Source organism: Ruegeria sp. D7 (assembly GCF_056534355.1).
This window is the reverse complement of the sequence record NZ_JBQFPG010000010.1, coordinates 35006-55854: the sequence shown is the minus strand read 5'-3', so window position 1 is coordinate 55854 and position 20849 is coordinate 35006. Positions and strand designations below refer to the sequence as shown.

The window sequence follows — 20849 nt, the reverse complement described above, 5'->3', positions numbered from 1 at the left end:
AAGAAACAGGCTTTCGCTTGCAGGCGCAGATACTACAGTCGCGCAGTCAAACATACGGGCACTGCGCCCGGAAACGGGAAAGGACGCAAGATGCTGAACGCTCAGATTGCTGAACGCCGGAATACCTCGATCGCGCAGGGCGTGGGGATGCAAACGCAAGTCTATGTGGACCGTGCCGTGAATTCCGAGGTCTGGGATGTCGAAGGCAAACGCTATATCGATTTCGCCGCAGGCATCGCCGTTGTGAACACCGGGCATTGCCACCCCAAGGTGATGGAGGCTGTTCAGAAACAGGCCGCAAACTTCACCCATACCTGCCATCAAGTTCTGCCTTATGAGAATTACATCCGTCTGGCCGAGCGCCTGAACGAGAAGGTGCCCGGCGACTTCACTAAGAAAACCGTCTTTGTCACAACAGGTGCCGAGGCGGTCGAGAATGCCGTCAAGATCGCGCGTGCTGCCACTGGCCGCCCGGCTGTAGTGGCCTTTGGCGGCGCTTTTCACGGCCGCACCTTCATGGGCATGTCACTGACCGGCAAGGTTCAGCCCTATAAAGCGGGCTTCGGCGCGATGATGCCCGATACCTATCACGTCCCGTTCCCGATCGATCTGCATGGCACCTCGACCGAAGATTCGCTGGGTGCTTTGACTAAACTGTTCAAGGCCGATCTTGATCCGGGCCGGGTGGCCGCGATCATCATCGAACCGGTTCAGGGCGAAGGTGGCTTCTACCCCGCTCCGGCTGAGTTGATGCGTGGTCTGCGCGCGCTTTGCGACGAACATGGCATCGTTCTGATTGCCGATGAGGTACAGACCGGCTTTGCCCGCACTGGCAACCTGTTCGCGATGGACGCTTATGACGTCTCTGCTGATATCACCACTATGGCCAAAGGTCTGGCCGGTGGTCTGCCGCTGGCCGCCGTCACCGGTCGTGCTGAGCTGATGGACGCCGCGCACCCGGGTGGTTTGGGCGGAACCTATGGCGGCAACCCGCTGGGGATCGCCGCCGCCCATGCTGTGATGGATGTGATCGAGGAAGAAGACCTGTGCACGCGCGCCAATGAGCTGGGCTCGCGCTTGAAACAGCGTCTGGAATCGATCCGTTCCCGCACGCCCGAGATCGTAGATATTCGTGGTCCGGGCCTTATGGTTGCGGCCGAGTTCAACACGACCGACGGCAGCGCCCCGAATCCCGATATGGCAAACGCCATACGGGTCGAGGCATTGAAGCGTGGATTGATCCTGCTGACATGTGGCGTATATGGGAACGTAATTCGTTTCCTCGCGCCGTTGACGGTGCAGGACGAAATCTTCGCCGAGGCCATGGATATCCTCGAAGCCTCGATCGACGCTGCCAAAGGAGCCTGAACATGCTGGATACCAAAGTGACCAAGCTGGAGCTGAAAGATCCCAGCCTTCTGGAACCCCGCGCCTATATCAACGGTGAATGGGTCGAAGGAGAGGCAACGTTCCCTGTCTACAACCCTGCAACCGGTGATCTGATCGCCAATGTGACAGATGTCAGCATCGAAGGCACAACACAGACCATCGATGCAGCTTACGCTGCGAAGAAGGAATGGGCTGCTCAGACTGGCAAGGAACGCGCCGCCATTCTGCGCAAATGGTTCGACCTGATGGTCGAAAACGCAGACGATCTGGCGACCATCCTGACCGCCGAGATGGGAAAACCCTGGCCCGAAGCGCGCGGTGAAATCCTATATGGCGCGTCCTTTATCGAGTGGTTCTCGGAAGAGGCCAAGCGTGTATACGGCGACGTCATCCCCGGCCACCAGCGCGACAAGCGTATCGTGGTGCTGAAGCAGCCCGTGGGCGTAGTGGGATCAATCACGCCTTGGAATTTCCCAAACGCGATGATCGCGCGAAAAGTTGGCCCGGCGCTGGCCGTGGGCTGTACCTTTGTGGCGCGCCCAGCGACGCTGACGCCGCTGTCGGCGACGGCGATGGCGGTTTTGGGTGAACGTGCAGGTATACCGGCGGGCGTGTTCAACGTGATCCCGGGCACCGACAGCTCAGGCGTCGGTAATGAGCTTTGCACCAACGACAAGGTCGCCAAGATCACCTTCACCGGCTCGACCCGTGTAGGACAGATCCTGATGCGTCAGGCGGCGGGCACCATCAAGAAGATGTCGCTGGAACTGGGCGGTAACGCACCATTCATCGTCTTTGACGATGCCGACGTGGATGCCGCCGTGGATGGCGCGATGATCGCGAAGTTCCGCAACAATGGCCAGACCTGCGTCTGTGCCAACCGCATCTATGTGCAGGCGGGCGTCTATGACGAGTTTGCTGCCAAGCTGGCCGAGAAGACAAAATCTTTGAATGTCGGCGACGGCTTTGGCGACGGCATCACCACAGGTCCCCTGATCAATCAGGCGGCGGTCGACAAAGTTGAAGAACATATCTCGGACGCGGTTTCCAAAGGGGCGACTGTAACGCTGGGCGGCAAACGCTCGGATCTGGGTGGGACATTCTTTGAACCCACCGTTCTGACTGGCGTAACCCGCGACATGGTTGTGGCAAAGGACGAAACCTTCGGCCCCGTCGCTCCGCTGTTCAAATTCGAGGAAGAAGACGACGTCGTCAGCATGGCCAATGACAGCGAGTTCGGCCTGGCCTCGTATTTCTACAGCCGCGATCTGGCGCGCGTCTGGCGTGTGGCCGAGGCGCTGGAATCGGGCATGGTGGGCATTAACACTGGCCTGATCTCGACCGAAGTCGCCCCGTTCGGCGGTGTCAAACAATCCGGTCTAGGCCGTGAGGGTTCGAAATACGGGATCGAGGATTTCCTTGAGATGAAATATCTCTGCATGGGTGAAATTCAGTAAGCGCCTCGTGCCTTGAAAATTCAACGCACTCGCAGTCCGCTGCGGGTGCGTTTTTCGTTTCAGACCGATGCGTGCCCGCGCAGACGGAACACCAACGGCATCATCACCAAGACCAGAGCCGCCGAGAAAAAGAACGGTGCGCCGGGCAGATAAGTGCCTTCGCCATCGACCGACGCCTGAAAGATGCCGGTCATCACCAAAGGCGACAGAACCGCAGCGACAGAAGACAGTGACGCGATGACTCCCTGCACCACGCCCTGCCGGTCTTCGTCCGCCTGGTTCGAGGCCATAGCCGTGATCAAGGCAGGCACGAGGTCGGACAGCGCGGCAAGCAGAATAAAGATGACAAGGGCCGTAACCGTTACGGTAAACCCAAAGCCGATCATTCCGACCAATGCCGATACCATCCCCAGCAGCAGGGTTCGGTAATCGCCGATCCAGCGAATGAAGACCGGCATCAGTCCGGCTTGGACGAAGGCCAACAGCACGCCGTATGCGGCCAGCGACAGGCCGATATACAGCGTGGACCAGCCAAACACCTCTCGTATCCAGAAGGCCCAGAGGGTGGGGTAGACCATGTTGGCAAATTCAAAGATGAAAATGCACAGCAGCGGCACTGCCAGCCCCGGAAAGCGGAAGGCGTCAAAGATCGATTTGAACGGGTTCAGGTCGCGCTTGCCAAAGGGGCGGCGTTTTTCTGGTTTCAGGCTCTCGGGCAGGACGAAGACTCCGAACAGGGCGTTGGCGGCGGACAAGACCGCAGCGATCCAGAACGGCGCAGTAATGCTGATCCCGGCAGCGATGCCGCCGATGGCCGGGCCAAGCACAAACCCAATCCCGAAGGCCGCCCCGATCAGACCGAAATTCGCCGCCTTCTCGGTCGGTGATGATATGTCAGCAATGTAAGCCGTTGCGGTGATATAGGTCGCCCCCGCAAGCCCCGCGAGCGTCCGTCCCAGAAGAAGCAGCCAAAACGTTTCGGCCAGCGCCATGATCACATAATCCAGCGCCAACATGGTCAGTGCCGCGATCAGGATCGGCCTGCGCCCGACCGCATCTGAAATGCTGCCGACAATAGGTCCGCACAGGAACAGCGCCCCGGCATAGGCGGCCATCAGCAGCCCACCCCAAAAAGCTCCTTGTCCGGTATTGCCCGCACCGACGCGATCCATCAGGTCGGGCATGATCGGGAACACGATGCCAATACCGATGGCATCGATCATCAGTGTGATCAGAATGAAGGTTATTGCGCGGCTTTTGAACATACCGCCCTATCGGACGAGTATGCTGTTAAAGCAAGAGAAAAGGGCTGCGTGGTACAATTGTCCAACAGCCCTTTTGCAGTTCGCCTTTATTGGCCTAGTGCCACGCCTTCGCGGCGCGGATCAGCCGCTCCGATCAGCTGGCCATCCTTGATCAGGATGGCGTGAAGCCCACTGTTGAGATCGACCTGTTTGACCTCATGCCCCTTGGCTGTCAGAGCATCAGCGAATTCAGCAGCGGATGTCCCCTGCTCCAGATCCATCGCAGACCCGTTGCGATGCACGAAATGCCCGGCTTCGATGGCATCCTGCGGGTCCATTTCCCAATCCAGGATCGCAATGATCGTTTTGGCCACATAGTTGATGATGCGGCTACCACCGGGTGAGCCGATCAGCAGATAGGGCTCACCATCCTTCATCACGATGGTTGGTGACATCGAGCTGCGCGGGCGTTTGCCACCCTCAACGCGGTTGGCCACCAGACGGTCGCCATCCTTTGGTGCGCGGTCGAAATCGGTGAGTTCGTTGTTCAGCAGGAAACCCCGCACAAAAACCCGGCTGCCAAAGGCGGTCTCAATAGTGGTCGTCATCGACAGCGCGTTGCCGTACTGATCTCGGATCACGATATGGCTGGTGCCGGGACGACCCGGGTTTTGCGAGGGCGCAAACAGGGCGGTGTGATCACGTGGCGGCTCACCTGCCTGACGCTTCTCGCTGGCTGCAGCAGGGTCGATCATCTCCGAGCGCAGCTTTAGATAGTCCGCGTCCAGAAGACCCTTGACCGGTACATCGATAAAATCGCCGTCGGCCATGTAAAGCGCGCGGTCGGCATAGGCCAGCTTGGCGGCCTCGGCATAGAGATGCGCCATCTCAGCGTTCCACCCAGTGCCTTCGAGGTCGAAGTTGCTGAGTATCCCCAGAATCTGCCCTACGGTCAGGCCGCCGGAGGTTGGCGGACCCATTCCGCAGACATCGTAGCCGCGATAATCGGCGCAGACGGCGGGGCGGATTTTGACGCGGTAGTCGGCCAGATCCTCAAGCGTGATATTGTTTTCCACCTTGGATGTGGCATCCACTGCCGCCACGATATCTTCGGCGATGGGGCCGCTATAGAAGGCGCCTGCGCCCTGATCGGCCAGAATGCGCAGGGTTTCGGCAAACTCGGGGTTCCGTAGTAAGGTTCCAGCCTGCAGCGGCGTGTCATCTTCGTTGAAGAAATACGCTTTGCCCGCCGGGAACACACCGACTGAGCGCTCACGTTCAATCGTGCTTTGGATCGAGTTTGCCATGCGGGGCGAAACCTCAAACCCCTGCTCGGCCTGATCGATGGTAGACTGGAACAGCGAGGCCCAGTCTTTCTTGCCATAGAGGTTATGGGTCACTTCCATCAGGCGCAGAATGCCCGGAACGCCAACAGATTGTCCGCCTACAACAGCTTCGGGCCACGGCATCTTTTCCCCGTCCGGCAACAGGAACCGTTCAGGCGTGGCTTTCGCGGGGGCCTTTTCGCGCGCATCAAAGGTGGTCAGTGTCTTGGCCGACGCGTCCCAATACAGCATGAACGCACCACCGCCGATGCCCGATGATTGCGGTTCAACCAGATTGAGCATCAGCTGCACGGCAATCATCGCATCTGCGGCTGTGCCACCTGCGGCCAGCACATCATATCCGGCTTTGGCAGCAATGGGATTGGCGGCCGAGACCATGAACTCGGTGCCAGTCACCGAGTTTTTGTCCTCCCAACCATAGCCATATTCCGGCGCAGGGTCCTGCGCATTGGCCGCGCAAGCGACAACACCCAACGCCAGAACGGCGCCGGTTTTCGTGAATGTCTTCATCATAGAAATCTCCCGGTAAGGATCTGCGAGATTGGCTACTGAGTAACAAGCTTCAAATGGCAGATTCTCAGCTTAAATCCGATCGATTTACCGCACAACATATACTGACGTGTGCGAATGCCTCACGACGCGCGCCGCATTCGGACCAAGCAAATAGTCTTTCAAGTCAGGCTTATGCGCGCCGATCACGATCAAATCCGAGCCCGCGCCTTCCGCGGTTTTGAGGATCTCCTGATAGGCGCTGCCAGTTGCCACCACATGACGGACCTTGGCGTTGCGCTCTTCCCCCAGCGTGGCGGCGCAGAGGGCGACCAGCTTTTCATGAGCCTCTTCAATCACCTTTTCGTGGTGGTGGGGCTCAAAAAAACTGCTGACGAAACCTTCGCCATAGTCGGGTGTCACGGTCACGACATCCAGCCGCGCGCCATCCATTTCGGCCAGCGCTGCGGCGCGTTCAAGGACAGCAACATCAAGATCGCCATTGCTGATATCCACGGCGCACAGAATTGCTTGGGTCATGCGGGTTCTCCCTGTTTTGCGGCACGGCCACGCTGGAGGAAGGCGACAAGACCCAACAGGATCAGCGCCGGGATAAAGATCAACTCTTTCGCGGGCTGGCTTTGCGGGGCCTGAATGCTGGTGATGCGAACGGCATCGTCAGCATAATAGTCGAACATGTCCAGCTCATCCGCGACCGGCGTACCGAACATCGGCTCGTCGAGCTTGACCAGACCATCCTCTTCCAGCGTCATCAGCCCTAGGGCGTCGACACGCGCTGTGCCGTCGGCCCCTTCCGGAATGTCCAGAACCACGGTGGTTTCGGTCATATTGCCGGTGTCAAAGTCAGGACCTGCAACCTCGATCCGCATGGTGCTGCCCGGTGCGGCCTCACCCACGGCCTGCGTCAGCTGTGCCGGTTCGATCTGCGCAAAGGGCGGTGCGATGCGGTTCATGAAGAAATCCGGACGGAACAGCGCAAAGGCGATCAGAATCAGCGCCACGCTTTCATAGATGCGGTTCTTGGTCAGGAACCAGCCCATGGTGCCGGCAGTGAAGATCAGGATCGCGATGGTCGCAGAGACGGCCACCAAGATTCCCTGTACCCAGCCCACATCGATCAGCAACAGGTCAGTGTTGAAGATGAACACGAAAGGCAGTGCCACGGTGCGCAAGCTGTAGAAGAAGGCGGTAAAGCCCGTCTTGATCGCGTCCCCGCCCGAAACGGCGGCGGCGGCAAAGCTCGCCAGACCAACCGGCGGTGTCACATCAGCCATGATACCGAAGTAGAACACGAACAGGTGCACCGCGATCAGCGGCACGATCAGCCCATCCTGCGCGCCCAATTCCACGACCACACCCGCCATCAGCGAGCTGACCACGATATAGTTCGCCGTGGTCGGCAATCCCATCCCGAGGATCAGGCTGAGCAGACCCACCAACGCCAGCATGGCGATCAGGTTACCGCCTGACAGGAACTCGACCAGATCGGCCATCACTTGGCCCACGCCGGTCAGCGTCACGGTGCCCACGATCACACCCGCAGTGGCGGTGGCCAGCGCGATACCAATCATGTTGCGCGCGCCGTCGATCAGCCCGTTCCACAGGTCGACGACACCGGCCTTGAAGGCATTCGCTGTGTCACTTTCACCCCGGAAGATCGACTTGAGCGGTTTCTGCGTCAGCAGGATCACGAACAACAGCGAAGTCGCCCAGAAGGCTGATAGGCCCGGTGATTTCTGTTCGATCATCAGGAAATAGACCAACACGATGATCGGTAGCAGGTAATGCAGACCGGCCTTGTAGATTTCGGCAATTACCGGCAGTTCAACCTCTTTGGCATTAGGATCGTCAGGCACCAAGTCCTCTACTCCGGAAGCCAGCCAAAGCAGGATCAGATAGGCCAAAACGATCAGCGCCGACAGGACCAGACCCGACGCATCGGGCATGAGCGCGACAATCGCTTTGATCGGGTACTGGATGCCATAGCACAGCCCGGCAAAGCCCACGAAGAACAGCGCCATTCCACCGATTGTGCGCCCCATCGAAACGACGCGGTCGCCCAGCGTCGGCATGTTCCGCTTCACCGCTTCAAGGTGTACGATGTAGACGAGCGCGATGTAAGAAATCGCGGCGGGCAGGAAGGCGTGGGTGATCACCTCAACGTATGAGATGCCTACATATTCCACCATCAGGAAGGCAGCAGCGCCCATCACCGGTGGCATGATCTGGCCGTTCACGGATGAGGCGACCTCAACCGAGCCCGCTTGTTCGCTGGAAAAGCCCACACGCTTCATCAGTGGGATAGTGAAGGTGCCGGTCGTGACAACGTTCGCAATGGACGAGCCCGAGATCAGGCCGGTCGCCGCAGAACCAACAACAGCCGCTTTGGCCGGGCCACCGCGCAGGTGCCCCAGCGCGCCAAAGGCCATCTTGATAAAGTAGTTGCCCGCGCCCGCCTTATCGAGCAGCGCGCCGAACAGCACGAAGAGGAAGACGAACTTGGTTGAAACGCCCAGCGCGATGCCAAAGACGCCTTCGGACGTGATCCACATATGGCTCATCGCCTTTTGCAGGCTGGCGCCTTTCCATCGGATCACCTCGGGCACCCACTCGGAGGAACCAAAGAAGACGTAGGCCAGAAAGATCGTGGCGATGATCGCCATTGCCGGGCCAAGCGCGCGACGCGCGGCCTCGAACAACAACAGCAGGCCAACAAGGGCGAACCACTTGTCTGTGTCGTCTGCGAGACCGCCCGCATCGACGATCTTTTGGTAGAAGAAATAGCCATAGAGGGCCAGAAATGCGCCCACGATCCCCATGATCCAATCCTGAATCGGGATGTAGTTCCGCGGGCTGGATTTCAGTGCCGGATAGGCCGAAAAGGCCAGGAACATCGCAAAGGCCAGATGAATCTGGCGTGAGTTGTTCACTACACTGCCCGGCAGCAGATAATTCGATAGGGGAGAGGCCAGAACGACCTGGAACACCGACCACAAGACCGCAACGATCGCCAGAAACAGCCCGACATTACCCGCCGGATCACGCGCGCCTGCGTCTGATGAGGCAACCAGTTCCTGAAGCTCTTCTTCGGAAAGAGGGCGATTGCCCTGTGTGTCGGAACTCATGTTGGTATCTCCCTGTCCTTCGGCCTTGGTTTTTACGGCCGTCTTGTCTCCGGTTTAGCCCGGATATGAATCGGGGCGCCCCGAAAGGCGCCCCGTGTCAGGTCTGGTTACTGAATCCAGCCTTTTTCTTTGTAGTACTTCTCAGCGCCCGGATGCAGCGGTGCCGACAGGCCATCCGCAATCATTTCTTCCGGTTTCAGGTTGGCAAATGCCGGGTGCAGCTTTTTGAAGTCATCGAAGTTCTCGAAGACCGAGCTGACAACCGCGTAAACCGCGTCTTCCGACACATCTGCCGAAGTCACGAAGGTCGCGCCCACACCAAAGGTCGAGGTGTCACCATCCGAACCGCGGTACATGCCACCGGGGATGGTCGCGGTACGGTAGAACGAGTTGTCGCCCACCAGCTTGTCAACCGCGTCACCACTGACATTCACCAGAACCGAGTCGCACGCGGTGGTGGCTTCCTGGATCGAACCCGAGGGGTGACCAACGGTGTAAACCATCGCGTCGATCTGGTTGTCGCACAGGGCAGCGGACTGTTCAGCCGCCTTCAGCTCGGTCGCCAGTTCGAAATCGTCGGTGGTCCAACCCATTTCGCCCAGCAGCACTTCCATGGTGCCACGCTGACCGGAACCGGGATTGCCGATATTGACGCGTTTGCCCTTCAGGTCTTCGAAATTCGAGATACCCGCGTCGGCACGCGCCACAACCGTGAACGGCTCTGGGTGTACCGAGAACACGGCACGCAGGTTCTCAAACGGGCCGGCTTCTTCGAATTTCGAGCTGCCGTTGAATGCGTGGTACTGCCAGTCCGACTGCGCCACCCCAAACTCAAGCTCGCCTTCGCGAATGGTGTTGATGTTGTAAACCGACCCCCCAGTCGACTCCACCGAACACCGGACCCCGTGCTCTTTCCGGCCCTTGTTGACCAGACGGCAGATCGCGCCACCCGTCGGGTAATAGACACCCGTAACGCCGCCAGTTCCGATCGTGATAAATTCTTCAGCATATGCCGCTGGTGCCATCAGGGCCGCCGCGGCAAATGCGGTGATTGAGGTTTTCTTGAACACTTTGACACTCCTGTTGTCAGTCTTTTTTGATCTGTGGGGTGCCTGAAACCTTTCAGAACACAACAGAAAAAATCGCACTGGAATCAGGCCCCCCGATGATAAAGAGGAAAGCGAAACCAAACAGCAGGTGTCTATACGGTAGATTACGTATAGGCTTGGATTCAGATATAGGGGAAAGAGGGTAACTGATCACATTCTGTGACTGTGATACCGACCCGTGCAGAAGGTCGTTTGGACAAGAATTGAACTACGCAGGGCAACAAGAAATACGCCAGGACCACACTGAGCCAGCCCGCAGGCGAAGATCGCTGCGCGCCACGCTTGCGCTGTGTTTGGGCGGGCTGCAGTTCATCGCCATCCTTTCGGTGATCCTGTCGACCTTTGTCAGCTCGGAGAACGCGCTGTTGCGGCAATCCCGAACATCGCTGAACGAAGTCAGTGTCAATGTCATCGGCCAAGTCAAAAGTTTTCTGAACCCCGCCCGGCAGGCCTTGGATGCAACTCGGCGACTTGCTGAAAATGACGTACTGGATATCAGCGATCCTGGCGTATTGGAAAGCCATTTTTTTCAGCAGCTACAGGTCGCGCCTCAACTCGCAGGGATGTATCTGGCCGATGCGACGGGCAGGTTTGTCTACGTCATGCGCGCGGAAGAGCCCGGACGCTATCGCACCAAGTTCGTTCCGCCATTCCTGCCCGGCACCGCGGAACATCCCGCCGATTTCCAATGGCGCAACGATCAGTTCACATTGCTGGAAACGGCCACTACCCAGACTGACACCTATGAGGCGCGCACCCGGCCTTGGTTCAGAATGGTGACCGAAGCCAAAGCACCGATCTGGACAGAGCCTTATATCTTCTTCACCACGCGCCAGCCGGGGATCACTTATAGTGTCCCCATATTGGACGATACCGGAGCTATCCGTGCCATTTTGGGTGTCGATATCCAGATCGACGCCCTGTCGGGATTCCTGCTGGACATCTGGTCGGAACGACGCGGTGCCGCGCTGGTTCTGAACGAAAATGGCGCGGTGCTGGCGCATCCAACGCTGGTGCTGATCCGGCAGGAAGCACATATGGAAGCGCCCGAGCTGACGCGTGTGGACCAAATCGCAGACCCCATCGCGCAAAAGGCGTTCGGAGATGTCGTGCAAACCGGTCTGAGCGACACGGAAGGACCGGTTCATACCGATTTCCAGCTGAACGGTCAGGACTATGTGGCGATGCTGATCGAGGTGTCCGAGCCGGGGCTGCGTTGGTTGATCGGGCTTTATGCGGCCGAGGACAACTTTATTGGCGAGATCAAGAAGAACCGGACGCAAGGCGTCTGGATCGCGCTTGCCATTGCCATTCTGACGGGCGCAATTGGTTTGGCCATGGCCGACCGGATCTATGCCCCTGTGCGCACCTTCGCCAGCCAGAGCCAGCAATTGCGCAGCGGAGAGATCACCACCGAAGAAGGCCTGCACAGCCCCTATCGCGAGCTGGAAGATACCGGCGCGGCTCTGACACAGGAAGTTCGACAACGGCAACGGTTCGAAACCGCCTATGGCCGCACCTTCGATCTGGCCTCGCGCGGGATGGCGCAGATCTCGCCCGAAACGGGGCGGTTTCTGCGGACCAACGAACAGCTGTGCGATATCATGGGATATCAGCCGGATGAATTGGAGAGGATGACGCTGGCCGACATCCTGCCGGAAGACGAACAGCAGATCGCGGTCAAGTTCCGCGAAACCCTGCTGCAGGATTCCGAGTTCATCGCCGAGAACCAGTTTATCCGAAAAGACGGATCCCCCATCTGGTTGCGGGTCAATGCCATCCTCATCCGCGATGAAAGCGGGACCCCTGATCATGCGGTTGCCATTATCGACAACGTCAGCGATCGAAAGCAGGCCGAGGATGAAGTAAGCCGCCTCAGCCGCGATCTGTCCCATGTGGCACGGGTCAACCTGATGGGCGAGATGGCCTCGGGGCTGGCGCATGAGCTGAACCAACCGCTAAGCGCGATTTCCTATAATGTCGACGCCGCGAAGATCACGCTGGATGAAATCGGCGATCCCGATCCTGAGGTGATAGAAATCCTTTCGGATATCGACCGCCAGTCGCGCCGTGCGGGCGACATCATCCGCGCCCTGCGTGATGTGGTGCGTAAGGATCGCGGACGTCAGACTCCGTTTGAACTGAACGGGTTGATCCGGCAAACCGTCAGCCTGATGGACGCCGAGGCGAAGTTACACGAGATCAAGCTGCTTTATGAAGAAACCGACCTTCCTCTTGTCATCGGAAACCGGACGCAGATCGCTCAGGTTCTGGTTAACCTGTTGCGCAACGCGATCGATGCCCTGGCCCTGGATCCGGATGGCAAGGGTAAAATCACCATCACTACAAAGACCAGCGATGAACTGGTCGAGGTGCGGGTTGAGGATAACGGGCCCGGGATTAGCGATGGTGTCACCTTGTTCAACTCGTTTGACACCCAGAAGACCGACGGGATGGGGCTGGGCCTGTCCATTTGTCGGACCATCGTCAAAGCCAATGACGGAGCCATTTGGTACGAGCCTACTGAGACGTCCGGGGCGCGCTTCTGTTTCACCCTGCAGCGCCGCGATCAGCCCAAGGAGGATCACGCATGACCTTTGAACAGCTGGTCGTCTATATCGTCGATGACGATGAAGATGTGCGCATCGCCTTATCTCGGTCGCTCAGCAAACGCGGACTACGGGTCGAGCATTTTGCCGATGCGCAGACATTTCTGAATCAGGTGCATGAGGACGCAAAAGGTTGCCTGATCCTGGACTATGGCATGCCCGGCATGGACGGGCTGGAATTGCAGGAACATCTGAACCGGCGCGAGTCGACCATACCGGTCATTTTCATCTCGGGTCATGGCGGCATTCCGGAATCCGTGCGGGCCACCAAGGCAGGTGCAATTGATTTTCTGGAAAAACCCTTTGACCTGCAGGTGCTGATCGAACGGATACAGGCCGCGTTTGAAATAGGCGACCGTCTGCGCGCCGAGAAATCGCGACGTCAGATGCTTGCGGACAAGCGCAGACTTTTGACCGACCGCGAGGAGCAGGTCTTGCAACATATTCTGACCCACCCCGCGCGCACGTCGAGCAAAGAGATCGCAACTGCCTTGGGTATCAGCCCCCGCACGGTAGAAATTCATCGCGGGCGCATCCAGCAGAAGGTCGGGGTGAAAACCACGATAGAGCTGTATGAACTGTTCGGGCAGATGCAATGATCGCAAGCCTGATGATGTATGCCCGCCCTCAGCTTGATGAGGCACATCTGCGATACTGGAGCCTCATCCGTGACAATCTGAACCGCGCCGGGATCGAGAGCCCTGAGCATCTGTCGCAGGACGTCGAGGAATTCTCGGTCTGGCAGCACCCGGAACTGGTGCTGAGCCAGACTTGCGGCATGCCGTACCGGACATGGCTACACGATAAGGTCGCGTTGGTTGGCACGCCAGACTATGGTCTCGACGGGTGCCCGCCCGGCTATTACCGCAGTGCTCTGGTCGTGCGCGCCGATGATCCACGCACAAATCTGATGGCGTTTCGGGAAGCGGTGTTCGCTTACAACCAGACATTTTCGCAATCTGGCTACGCCGCGCCTTATTGGCATCTTGAGCCGCATGGCTTCTGGTTCAAGCACCGTGTGCAAACCGAAGGTCACCTGAAGTCGGCGCAGTCCGTTGCGGAGGGTCACGCAGATATCGCCGCCCTTGATGCGGTTTCTTGGCGATTGATGGCTGAGTATGAAGAGTTTGCCGCATCTCTGCGGGTGTTGGAGTGGACGGACCCGACCCCTAGCCTGCCATTGATCACTGCGGAGGGTAACGATCAGCAAGCGATTTTTACAGCGGTTGAACGGGCAACTGCGCAGTTGGATGACGCGGACCGTACTGCCTTGGGGATCAAAGGTCTCGTGAGGATTCCGGCCGAACGTTATCTGGACGTGCAAAACCCGCCGGGATCGGTTTAGTCGTCTTGTGTGCCGGTGTCGCCGACGACAGCCGATAGCACATAATGGCTTTGGTCGCCCTTGATCAAAATCGGTGGGCCGGGCTGTTTAAGCTACGGAACGACGCTTTCAACGCCGAGACCGCGCGTTAGGTCTGTCGCGCGACTTCCTCCGTGACCGGCTCGACCTTTCCCTCGATCATGTCCTCTTCGACCGGCTCTTCAAGTGACTCTTCAGCACTTTCTTCAGGTTCCTCTGCCTCTTCAGCCTCTGATTGATCCTCAAGCGCGCCAACGATCAGAGGCAGCATGTGCACACCCGTCACACTAGCAATCTCGGGCGTCTGAGGCGTCTGCCAACTGAGCGTATCGAAGCTGCCGCAGTTCTGGCACACCGGTCCCCATTCAGGCTGAATGTCGTGGCAATTGGTGCAGACCCATTGCGGCCCGCGCGGTGCGTTCAACGCCTTGGCCAGCCAACCCTGAACCACCGCGTCCGAGGCGCCCTCGCCCCGTTCAATCGCAGCCATCAGCGTGTAGGCCCGTGCATCCCCCTGCTTTTCGACAACATCACCCAGCGCGCGTCGCGCTTCGGGGAAGTCTTCGGCTACGATGTTCAGCTCGGCCAAAATCAGGCGTGTTTCCATATTATCTGAATGAATGCGGGTCAAAGCGGTGAACCGCTTGATCCGCTGTTCAGGTGTTTCGTCTGGCACAATCTCGGCAAAGGCATGGGCCAGATCGGGGTGAGGTTGTACTTCCCATGCCTTTTTCAGAATCTTGGTGGCTGCACGCGGTTTGCCCTTTTCGATATAGGCGCGCGCGGCCATGGCGGCTGCCGGGACAAGATCGGGTGAAAGGCGGTTTGCCTCAATCGCATGTTCCTGCTGTTCGACCGTCGCCGTGTCGTCCAGCAGCACTTTGGCCTCGGACAAAGCCAGGACTGCGTCGCGCCGTTTGAACACGTCGCGCGGCAAATACCCGGCCTTCAGCTTCGAGGTCAACGTGGACCGCGCACCGGCCCAATCCTGCGCTTTGGTCTGCAGGTTCAACAGCACATCCTGCGTTTCTTCATGCCGGGGTTTGAGGGCCAGAGCCTTCTCGGCCAGCTTGCGCGCGGTTTCATCATCGCCCTCGGCCAGCTTTTGCTTCATGATCCCGCGCACACCGACAAATCGCGTGGCGTTGTTGGTGACCAGCTTCTTGTAAGTCTCGGACGCTTTCTTGGTATCACCGGTCATCTCGGCTGCCTGCGCCACCAGCAAATTGGTCAGTTCCGGATTGTTCAGCAGCTTCTCGGCCTTATTGGCCTTGGTCATCGCCACGCGCCCCTCACCCGAGGCCAGCGCCATCAACCCGTCCGCCAGCGCCTGATATCCCCGCTTTTCCCGACTGCGATCGAAATAACGTGAAAGGGCGGTTTCATCACCGTTTAGGAATTTCAGCGTGGCGATCAGCAGCGTAAGCAGCTTGAAGAACAACCAGACCGCAAACACCAGCACGCCCAGCGCGATCACTGATTGCAGCGGGCCCAGTGTGTATTCGGTGCCGGCGACGGTGATCTGCACGCCGCCGGATGATTCCATCAAGAACCCAGCACCCATGGCCAGCAGGCCGATAATCGCAACAAAAACAAGGATCTTAAACAATGACCACAGCATGGCAGGTCCTTCAGTTCGAGTTCAGGCTTGAAGCAAGCGTATTTGCGGCCTCGACGGCAGAGGCCCGTGTCTGCGCCGCCTGCTCCCAATCCGCCAATGCAGTCTGCGCCGCTTCGGGCAAGGATTTCAGTTCGGTCAACGCCTTAGTGACATCACCATCCGCCAACGCCGCTTGAGCGCGTGACAAGACCGCGTCCGGATCTTCGCCCTCTTGCGGGGTCACCGACCGCGCGCCTGTCTGGCGCTGCAAGAAAGCAACCAAGCCGGTGCCTTTATCGGCATCACGGGCATCCGCCAGTGCGGCGCGGGCTGCGGGGGCAAATGAGCTGCGCAGCGCCGAAAGGGTCTCAACTCCGTCCTTCGAAGATGCAGCCAAGGCATCGGGTACATCGACACCACCGGCTTTCAGTTCAGAGACCAAATCTTCATAGGGTTGACCGGCATCCAATTGACCATGCAAACGCGACAGGATGGCGGCGTTGGTCGCCGCGCGCGCCTCGGCCGAAGCTTTAGCCTCTAAAGCCTGCGCGTCTGAGACCATCTTTTCCACTTCGCTACGCTGAGCGGCCAGAGAATCCTGTAGTTTCTTCAATTCTGCCTCGAACGCGGCTGTGGCCTCGGGCGAGACATTTGCTTCAAGCGGCTGCTTCTCAAGCGCGGTCAGGCGTTCCTCAAGCGGGTCGACCTTACCGGTCAGGCCATCAACACTGCTCTTCACGGCAGTAAGATCGCTTTCGACCGGAGCAAGCTTATCCGACAACGCCTTGATCTGATTTGACAAGCCCGAGACATCGGGGCCTTCAGCAAGAGTTTTTGTCAGTTGGGCAATCTGATCGGATTGTTCCGCCAGCTTCGACTCGAGTGCGGAAATTGCGTCCGAGCTATCTGCTCCTTGAGACAATAACCCGCTGTTGCCTGCAGCAAATCCGAGGCCTGCAGCAATAACCCCGCCCAACAAAGCCGGAACAAACCCACCGCGTTTTTCGACTGTGCGTTCGATCACCTTTTCTTCGGTCGGCTCGGCCCTGTTCAGGGCTTCGGCTTCGGCTTCGGCTTCGGCTTCGGCTTCGGCTTCGGCTTCGGCTTCGGCTTCGGCTTCGGCTTCGGCTTCGGCTTCGGCTTCGGAAGTCAATTCGTCCGCAGCGTTATCCGCGTCAACGGATTTCTCATCCGAGACTGCATCACTTTCGGTCTCGGCGGCTTCTACCACCTCTTCGACGCTGGGGTCTTCGACCGGTTCCTGATCGGGTTTCTTCTTATCAGCCACCGCGTTAATCCCCTTATCGATTCCCAAAACACATGAACAACAGACTAACCCAAGTTAATCTGCACCCGGCGCGCTCTCAACCCGCATCACGTGTTTCACGAGTTTTTTCACGGCTTTCTGCATTTTGTCCGGGGTCGGTTCATCCGCGATCTTCAGCCGCTCGAAACTCAGTGTTTTAAGGGGTTCCGCTGTGGCTTCGCTGATCGCGGCCAGCCACAGAGGCGCGGATCCGGCCCAGACATCGGCAAATTGTCGCGCTGTGCGGGGCGAAAATAGCGGGGCGATGATGGGCTGATCACCCTCGGCGGCGTGGGAAGCCTCATCACTCAGCGGCAAAAGCTGTTGCCGATAAATCGGCTGTTCGCGGGTGGTCAGCCCGGATTCAGTCAAACGCGCGGCGACGTTGCCACGGCTGTGTTCTCCGCGCAGATGTAGCAGCGGGCTGTTTGGCTTGAGTTTGAGCAGATTGGCCACCAGCCCTTCGGCCGTCGCACCCAGCATCTGCGCTTCCCACCCTGCTGCCTGCGCTGCCTGCGTGGTCACCGGACCAACGCAATAGGCGGGCAGGCTGCGTTCCACATTCAATACGGCGGCGGCATTCACGCCATTTGCCGAGGAAAAGATCAGTCCAGCAGAATCATCGGACTCAACCATGACACCCAGCGGTTCGATTTTTAACAAGGGCGAATGGATAACCGCGACTTGCGACCGAATGTGGTCCGGCAGTTGCGCAACGAACCTGTCCGAGGCGGCGCGAGGGCGGGTCATCAACAAATACAACGGTCGGCGCCTTCGGCCTTGGGATTGTTTGCATCCGCGCGGGGTGATACCCCGCTTGGCAATCATGATGCAACGGATCAGGCCTATGGTGCAAACACTTACCGTCCTTGGACTGGAAAGCAGCTGCGACGATACCGCAGCCGCCGTTGTGCGGCAGGGCACAGGCGTAGGGGCCGAGATCCTGTCATCCGTGGTGCATGGCCAGACTGAGTTGCACAGCGCCTATGGAGGTGTCGTGCCCGAGATCGCGGCGCGCGCACATGCCGAAAAGCTGGATATTTGCATCAAACAGGCTCTAACACAGGCCGATATGGGCTTAGATGATCTGGATGCAATCGCCGTCACCGCCGGGCCAGGTCTGATTGGCGGCGTGATGTCCGGTGTGATGTGCGCAAAGGGTCTGAGCGCGGCGACCGGGCTGCCGCTGATCGGGGTGAACCATCTGGCCGGGCACGCGCTGACGCCACGCCTGACCGACGGGATTGCCTTTCCCTACCTGATGCTGCTGGTGTCGGGTGGTCACTGCCAATACCTGATTGCGCATGGTCCGGAGCAATTTACCCGACTGGGCGGTACGATAGATGATGCCCCCGGTGAAGCCTTCGACAAGACCGCCCGGCTGTTGGGCCTGCCGCAACCCGGTGGCCCCTCAGTCGAGGCTGAGGCGCGCGCGGGCGATCCCAAACGTTTCCGCTTTCCCCGGCCCCTTCTGGATCGCCCCGGATGTGACCTGTCTTTTTCGGGACTCAAGACCGCGCTGATGCGGATGAGGGATAAGGTCGTAGCCGAAAAAGGGGGGCTGACCCGACAAGATCGCGCTGATCTGTGTGCCGGTTTTCAGCAGGCTATTGTTGATACCTTGGCTGAGAAAACCCGCCGCGCGATTGCCCAGTATCTTGAGACATCACCGTCAGAACCGGTTATTGCCGTTGCCGGAGGTGTCGCAGCAAATTCCGCTATTCGCTCAGGATTAGAGACTGTTTCCGCGGAAATGGGCGCCCGATTTACTGCCCCTCCGCTGGCTTTGTGCACTGATAATGCCGCAATGATCGCCTATGCGGGTATGGAACGATTCCGCACCGGTGCACGAGATGGGTTGGACCTGACGGCGCGGCCCCGCTGGCCCTTGGATCAAACCAGCCCTGCAATGCTGGGTAGCGGCAAAAAAGGGGCCAAGGCATGAGCGTGACCGTCCTTGGATCAGGTGCCTTTGGAACCGCTTTGGCCATATCATTGGCGGGAGATGGCCCCGTTACGCTTTGGTCGCGGAATCCCGAGCAGGCAAAGCAAATGCAGCAATCGCGCGAGAATGTCGATCGCCTGCCGGGCGTCACGCTGCCTGCCAACATCACGGTGACTGCCGAGATTGAACAGGCGGTGCGGTCCGACGTATTGCTGCTTGCCGTGCCAATGCAAAAACTGCGTGATGCCCTGAATCTTCACGCAGCACGGCTGAGCGGGAAGGTTCTGGTGGCTTGCTGCAAGGGGATCGAACTGTCCACGGGTCTGGGCCCCGTCGCCGTGATCCGTCAAACCGTGCCAGACGCACAACCGGCCCTGCTAACCGGGCCCAGCTTTGCCGACGACATCGCGCGCGGTCTGCCCACGGCGCTAACGCTGGCTTGTGCTGAAGCCGAATTGGGCGAGGCGCTTCAGCAAGAGCTGACAACCGCCAACCTGCGTCTTTATCGAACCGCCGATACCATCGGGGCCGAGTTGGGTGGCGCGCTGAAGAATGTGATGGCTATCGGTTGCGGCGCGGCCATTGGTGCCGGGCTTGGCGACAGCGCCCGCGCTGCGTTGATCACACGCGGATTTTCTGAGATGCAGCGCTTTGCCGCCCAGCGCGGGGCACGGCCCGATACGCTGATGGGGTTATCGGGGCTGGGTGATCTGGTGCTGACCTGCTCATCCGAATTGTCGCGAAACTATCGTTTTGGCCTTTGTTTGGGTCTAAACAAGCCATTTGACACCACGACAACCGTCGAAGGTGTCGCCACTGCGCAGGCCATGTCCGAAATCGCAGCGAGCGAAGGGTTAGACATGCCCATCAGCGCAACGGTGGCGAAACTCAGCAGCGGTGCCTACAGTGTCACCGACGCGATTCAGGCCCTGCTGGGTCGCCCACTCAAGGAGGAATAATATGCTCATCGCCCTGATCGCCCGGGATAAAGCTGGTGCCCTACAGACCCGGCTGGACAACCGCACCGCCCATCTGGCTTACATTGAAGAAACCGGCGTTGTGGCGCAGGCCGGGCCGTTACTGGACGGCGATGCGATGATCGGATCGCTGGTCATTCTGGATGTCGAGAATCTGGCCGCCGCTGAGGCCTGGGCCGCAAATGACCCCTACGCGCTGGCCGGCCTGTTCGACTCGGTTGAATTGATCCCGTGGAAAAAGGTCATCGGCTGATGGCGTATTGGCTGTTCAAATCCGAACCCTCGACCTGGAGCTGGGATCAGCAGGTCGGCAAGGGGGACGCGGGCGAGGAATGGGATGGGGTGCGCAACTACCAGGCCCGCAATTTCATGCGTCAGATGCAGATTGGCGATCGTGGGTTTTTCTACCACTCGCAAAAGGACAAGGCGATTGTCGGCATTGTCGAGGTCTGCGCCGAGGCCCATCCCGACAGCACAACCGATGATGAGCGTTGGGAATGCGTGGATATCAAAGCCGTCCGGTCTTTCACAGTTCCGGTCAAACTAGATCAGATCAAGGCGGATGAGCGGTTGGATGAAATGGTTCTGGTCAAGAATTCACGCCTGTCAGTGCAGCCGATCAGCGATACAGAATGGCAGTTGATCTGCGCTTTGGGCGAGACAGAGGCGGATTGAATGAAAAGGGAAGGCCCTGACGACTTCAGAACCTTCCCTACCCCGCGTGCTCCCAAGCTCACCACACGCATACGGAAATCTGTTGGTTCTGACCGTCCTGGTCATATCCTGACCTTAGCCGATTTCAGAACCGCGCTTCAAACGCCAAGTATTTAGAGTTTCAATCAAATACAAAACACCCGCCGGTAAGACCG

The 20849-nt window shown here is 58.8% G+C and carries 17 protein-coding genes; 9 read left to right on the top strand and 8 right to left on the bottom strand.

Translation table 11 applies throughout. From position 1 onward, the window contains the following. Positions 1 to 90: 90 nt before the first annotated feature. Positions 91 to 1368 carry a 4-aminobutyrate--2-oxoglutarate transaminase gene (locus tag ACRZ9U_RS14515; protein ID WP_170397954.1) on the top strand — a complete coding sequence of 426 codons (1278 nt, stop codon included), beginning with the start codon at positions 91 to 93 and terminating at the stop codon, positions 1366 to 1368. Positions 1369 to 1370: 2 nt separating this feature from the next. Continuing rightward, complete coding sequence (locus ACRZ9U_RS14510) at positions 1371 to 2846, top strand: NAD-dependent succinate-semialdehyde dehydrogenase (RefSeq protein ID WP_170609187.1); 1476 nt, start codon at positions 1371 to 1373, stop codon at positions 2844 to 2846. Between the two features lie 59 nt (positions 2847 to 2905). On the opposite strand, the gene ACRZ9U_RS14505 is transcribed toward ACRZ9U_RS14510, so the two are convergent. The 5 genes from ACRZ9U_RS14505 to ACRZ9U_RS14485 all read right to left on the bottom strand — a co-directional run bounded on the left by ACRZ9U_RS14505 (position 2906) and on the right by ACRZ9U_RS14485 (position 10141). After that, positions 2906 to 4111 (bottom strand): MFS transporter, encoded by a 1206-nt coding sequence (locus ACRZ9U_RS14505; protein WP_170407966.1) that lies wholly within the window; start codon positions 4109 to 4111, stop codon positions 2906 to 2908. Positions 4112 to 4197: 86 nt separating this feature from the next. Beyond that, positions 4198 to 5946: a gamma-glutamyltransferase gene (gene ggt / locus ACRZ9U_RS14500; protein WP_480902148.1), complete on the bottom strand. Its 1749-nt coding sequence runs from the start codon at positions 5944 to 5946 to the stop codon at positions 4198 to 4200. An 87-nt stretch (positions 5947 to 6033) separates the two neighbouring features. After that, on the bottom strand, positions 6034 to 6465 hold the full coding sequence (locus tag ACRZ9U_RS14495; protein WP_170397943.1) for a universal stress protein: 432 nt from the start codon (positions 6463 to 6465) through the stop codon (positions 6034 to 6036). Then, complete coding sequence (locus ACRZ9U_RS14490; protein ID WP_170397940.1) at positions 6462 to 9071, bottom strand: TRAP transporter permease; 2610 nt, start codon at positions 9069 to 9071, stop codon at positions 6462 to 6464. Before ACRZ9U_RS14490 ends, ACRZ9U_RS14495 begins: the two co-directional genes overlap by 4 nt. 107 nt (positions 9072 to 9178) lie before the next feature. Beyond that, the gene (locus tag ACRZ9U_RS14485; RefSeq protein WP_170397937.1) at positions 9179 to 10141 is read right to left on the bottom strand and encodes a TAXI family TRAP transporter solute-binding subunit; all 963 of its coding nucleotides are present in this window, start codon (positions 10139 to 10141) and stop codon (positions 9179 to 9181) included. A gap of 242 nt (positions 10142 to 10383) precedes the next feature. Here ACRZ9U_RS14485 and ACRZ9U_RS14480 point away from each other — a divergent pair, with 242 nt between their 5' ends. From ACRZ9U_RS14480 to ACRZ9U_RS14470, 3 genes are read left to right on the top strand one after another with little or no spacing between them, the layout of a single operon-like run. Then, entirely contained in the window at positions 10384 to 12774 is a 2391-nt protein-coding gene (locus ACRZ9U_RS14480; RefSeq protein WP_170397935.1) for an ATP-binding protein, read from the top strand. Then, positions 12771 to 13388, top strand: a complete 618-nt coding sequence (locus tag ACRZ9U_RS14475) for a response regulator (protein ID WP_170407960.1) — start codon at positions 12771 to 12773, stop codon at positions 13386 to 13388. The genes ACRZ9U_RS14480 and ACRZ9U_RS14475 overlap by 4 nt, the downstream gene beginning before the upstream one ends. Beyond that, on the top strand, positions 13385 to 14134 hold the full coding sequence (locus ACRZ9U_RS14470) for a PhnD/SsuA/transferrin family substrate-binding protein (protein ID WP_170407958.1): 750 nt from the start codon (positions 13385 to 13387) through the stop codon (positions 14132 to 14134). Before ACRZ9U_RS14475 ends, ACRZ9U_RS14470 begins: the two co-directional genes overlap by 4 nt. Positions 14135 to 14261: 127 nt before the next feature. Here ACRZ9U_RS14470 and ACRZ9U_RS14465 read toward each other — a convergent pair whose 3' ends face one another. The 3 genes from ACRZ9U_RS14465 to ACRZ9U_RS14455 are packed head-to-tail and all read right to left on the bottom strand — an operon-like array spanning position 14262 to position 17808. Continuing rightward, positions 14262 to 15773, bottom strand: a complete 1512-nt coding sequence (locus ACRZ9U_RS14465) for a heme biosynthesis HemY N-terminal domain-containing protein (RefSeq protein WP_170407956.1) — start codon at positions 15771 to 15773, stop codon at positions 14262 to 14264. 10 nt (positions 15774 to 15783) lie between these two features. After that, positions 15784 to 17040 (bottom strand): COG4223 family protein, encoded by a 1257-nt coding sequence (locus ACRZ9U_RS14460; protein WP_480879073.1) that lies wholly within the window; start codon positions 17038 to 17040, stop codon positions 15784 to 15786. Between the two features lie 54 nt (positions 17041 to 17094). Next, positions 17095 to 17808 carry a uroporphyrinogen-III synthase gene (locus ACRZ9U_RS14455; RefSeq protein WP_170407952.1) on the bottom strand — a complete coding sequence of 238 codons (714 nt, stop codon included), beginning with the start codon at positions 17806 to 17808 and terminating at the stop codon, positions 17095 to 17097. A 97-nt stretch (positions 17809 to 17905) separates the two neighbouring features. Between ACRZ9U_RS14455 and tsaD the strand changes: the two genes are divergently transcribed. The 4 genes from tsaD to ACRZ9U_RS14435 are packed head-to-tail and all read left to right on the top strand — an operon-like array spanning position 17906 to position 20655. Next, a complete protein-coding gene (gene tsaD / locus ACRZ9U_RS14450; protein WP_170407950.1) occupies positions 17906 to 19003 on the top strand; it encodes a tRNA (adenosine(37)-N6)-threonylcarbamoyltransferase complex transferase subunit TsaD in 1098 nt (365 codons plus the stop codon). Then, positions 19000 to 19962, top strand: a complete 963-nt coding sequence (locus ACRZ9U_RS14445) for an NAD(P)H-dependent glycerol-3-phosphate dehydrogenase (RefSeq protein ID WP_170407948.1) — start codon at positions 19000 to 19002, stop codon at positions 19960 to 19962. Before tsaD ends, ACRZ9U_RS14445 begins: the two co-directional genes overlap by 4 nt. Before the next feature lies 1 nt (position 19963). Further along, positions 19964 to 20233, top strand: a complete 270-nt coding sequence (locus tag ACRZ9U_RS14440) for a YciI family protein (RefSeq protein ID WP_170407946.1) — start codon at positions 19964 to 19966, stop codon at positions 20231 to 20233. Beyond that, the gene (locus tag ACRZ9U_RS14435) at positions 20233 to 20655 is read left to right on the top strand and encodes an EVE domain-containing protein (protein WP_170407945.1); all 423 of its coding nucleotides are present in this window, start codon (positions 20233 to 20235) and stop codon (positions 20653 to 20655) included. The genes ACRZ9U_RS14440 and ACRZ9U_RS14435 overlap by 1 nt, the downstream gene beginning before the upstream one ends. Positions 20656 to 20849: the final 194 nt, after the last annotated feature.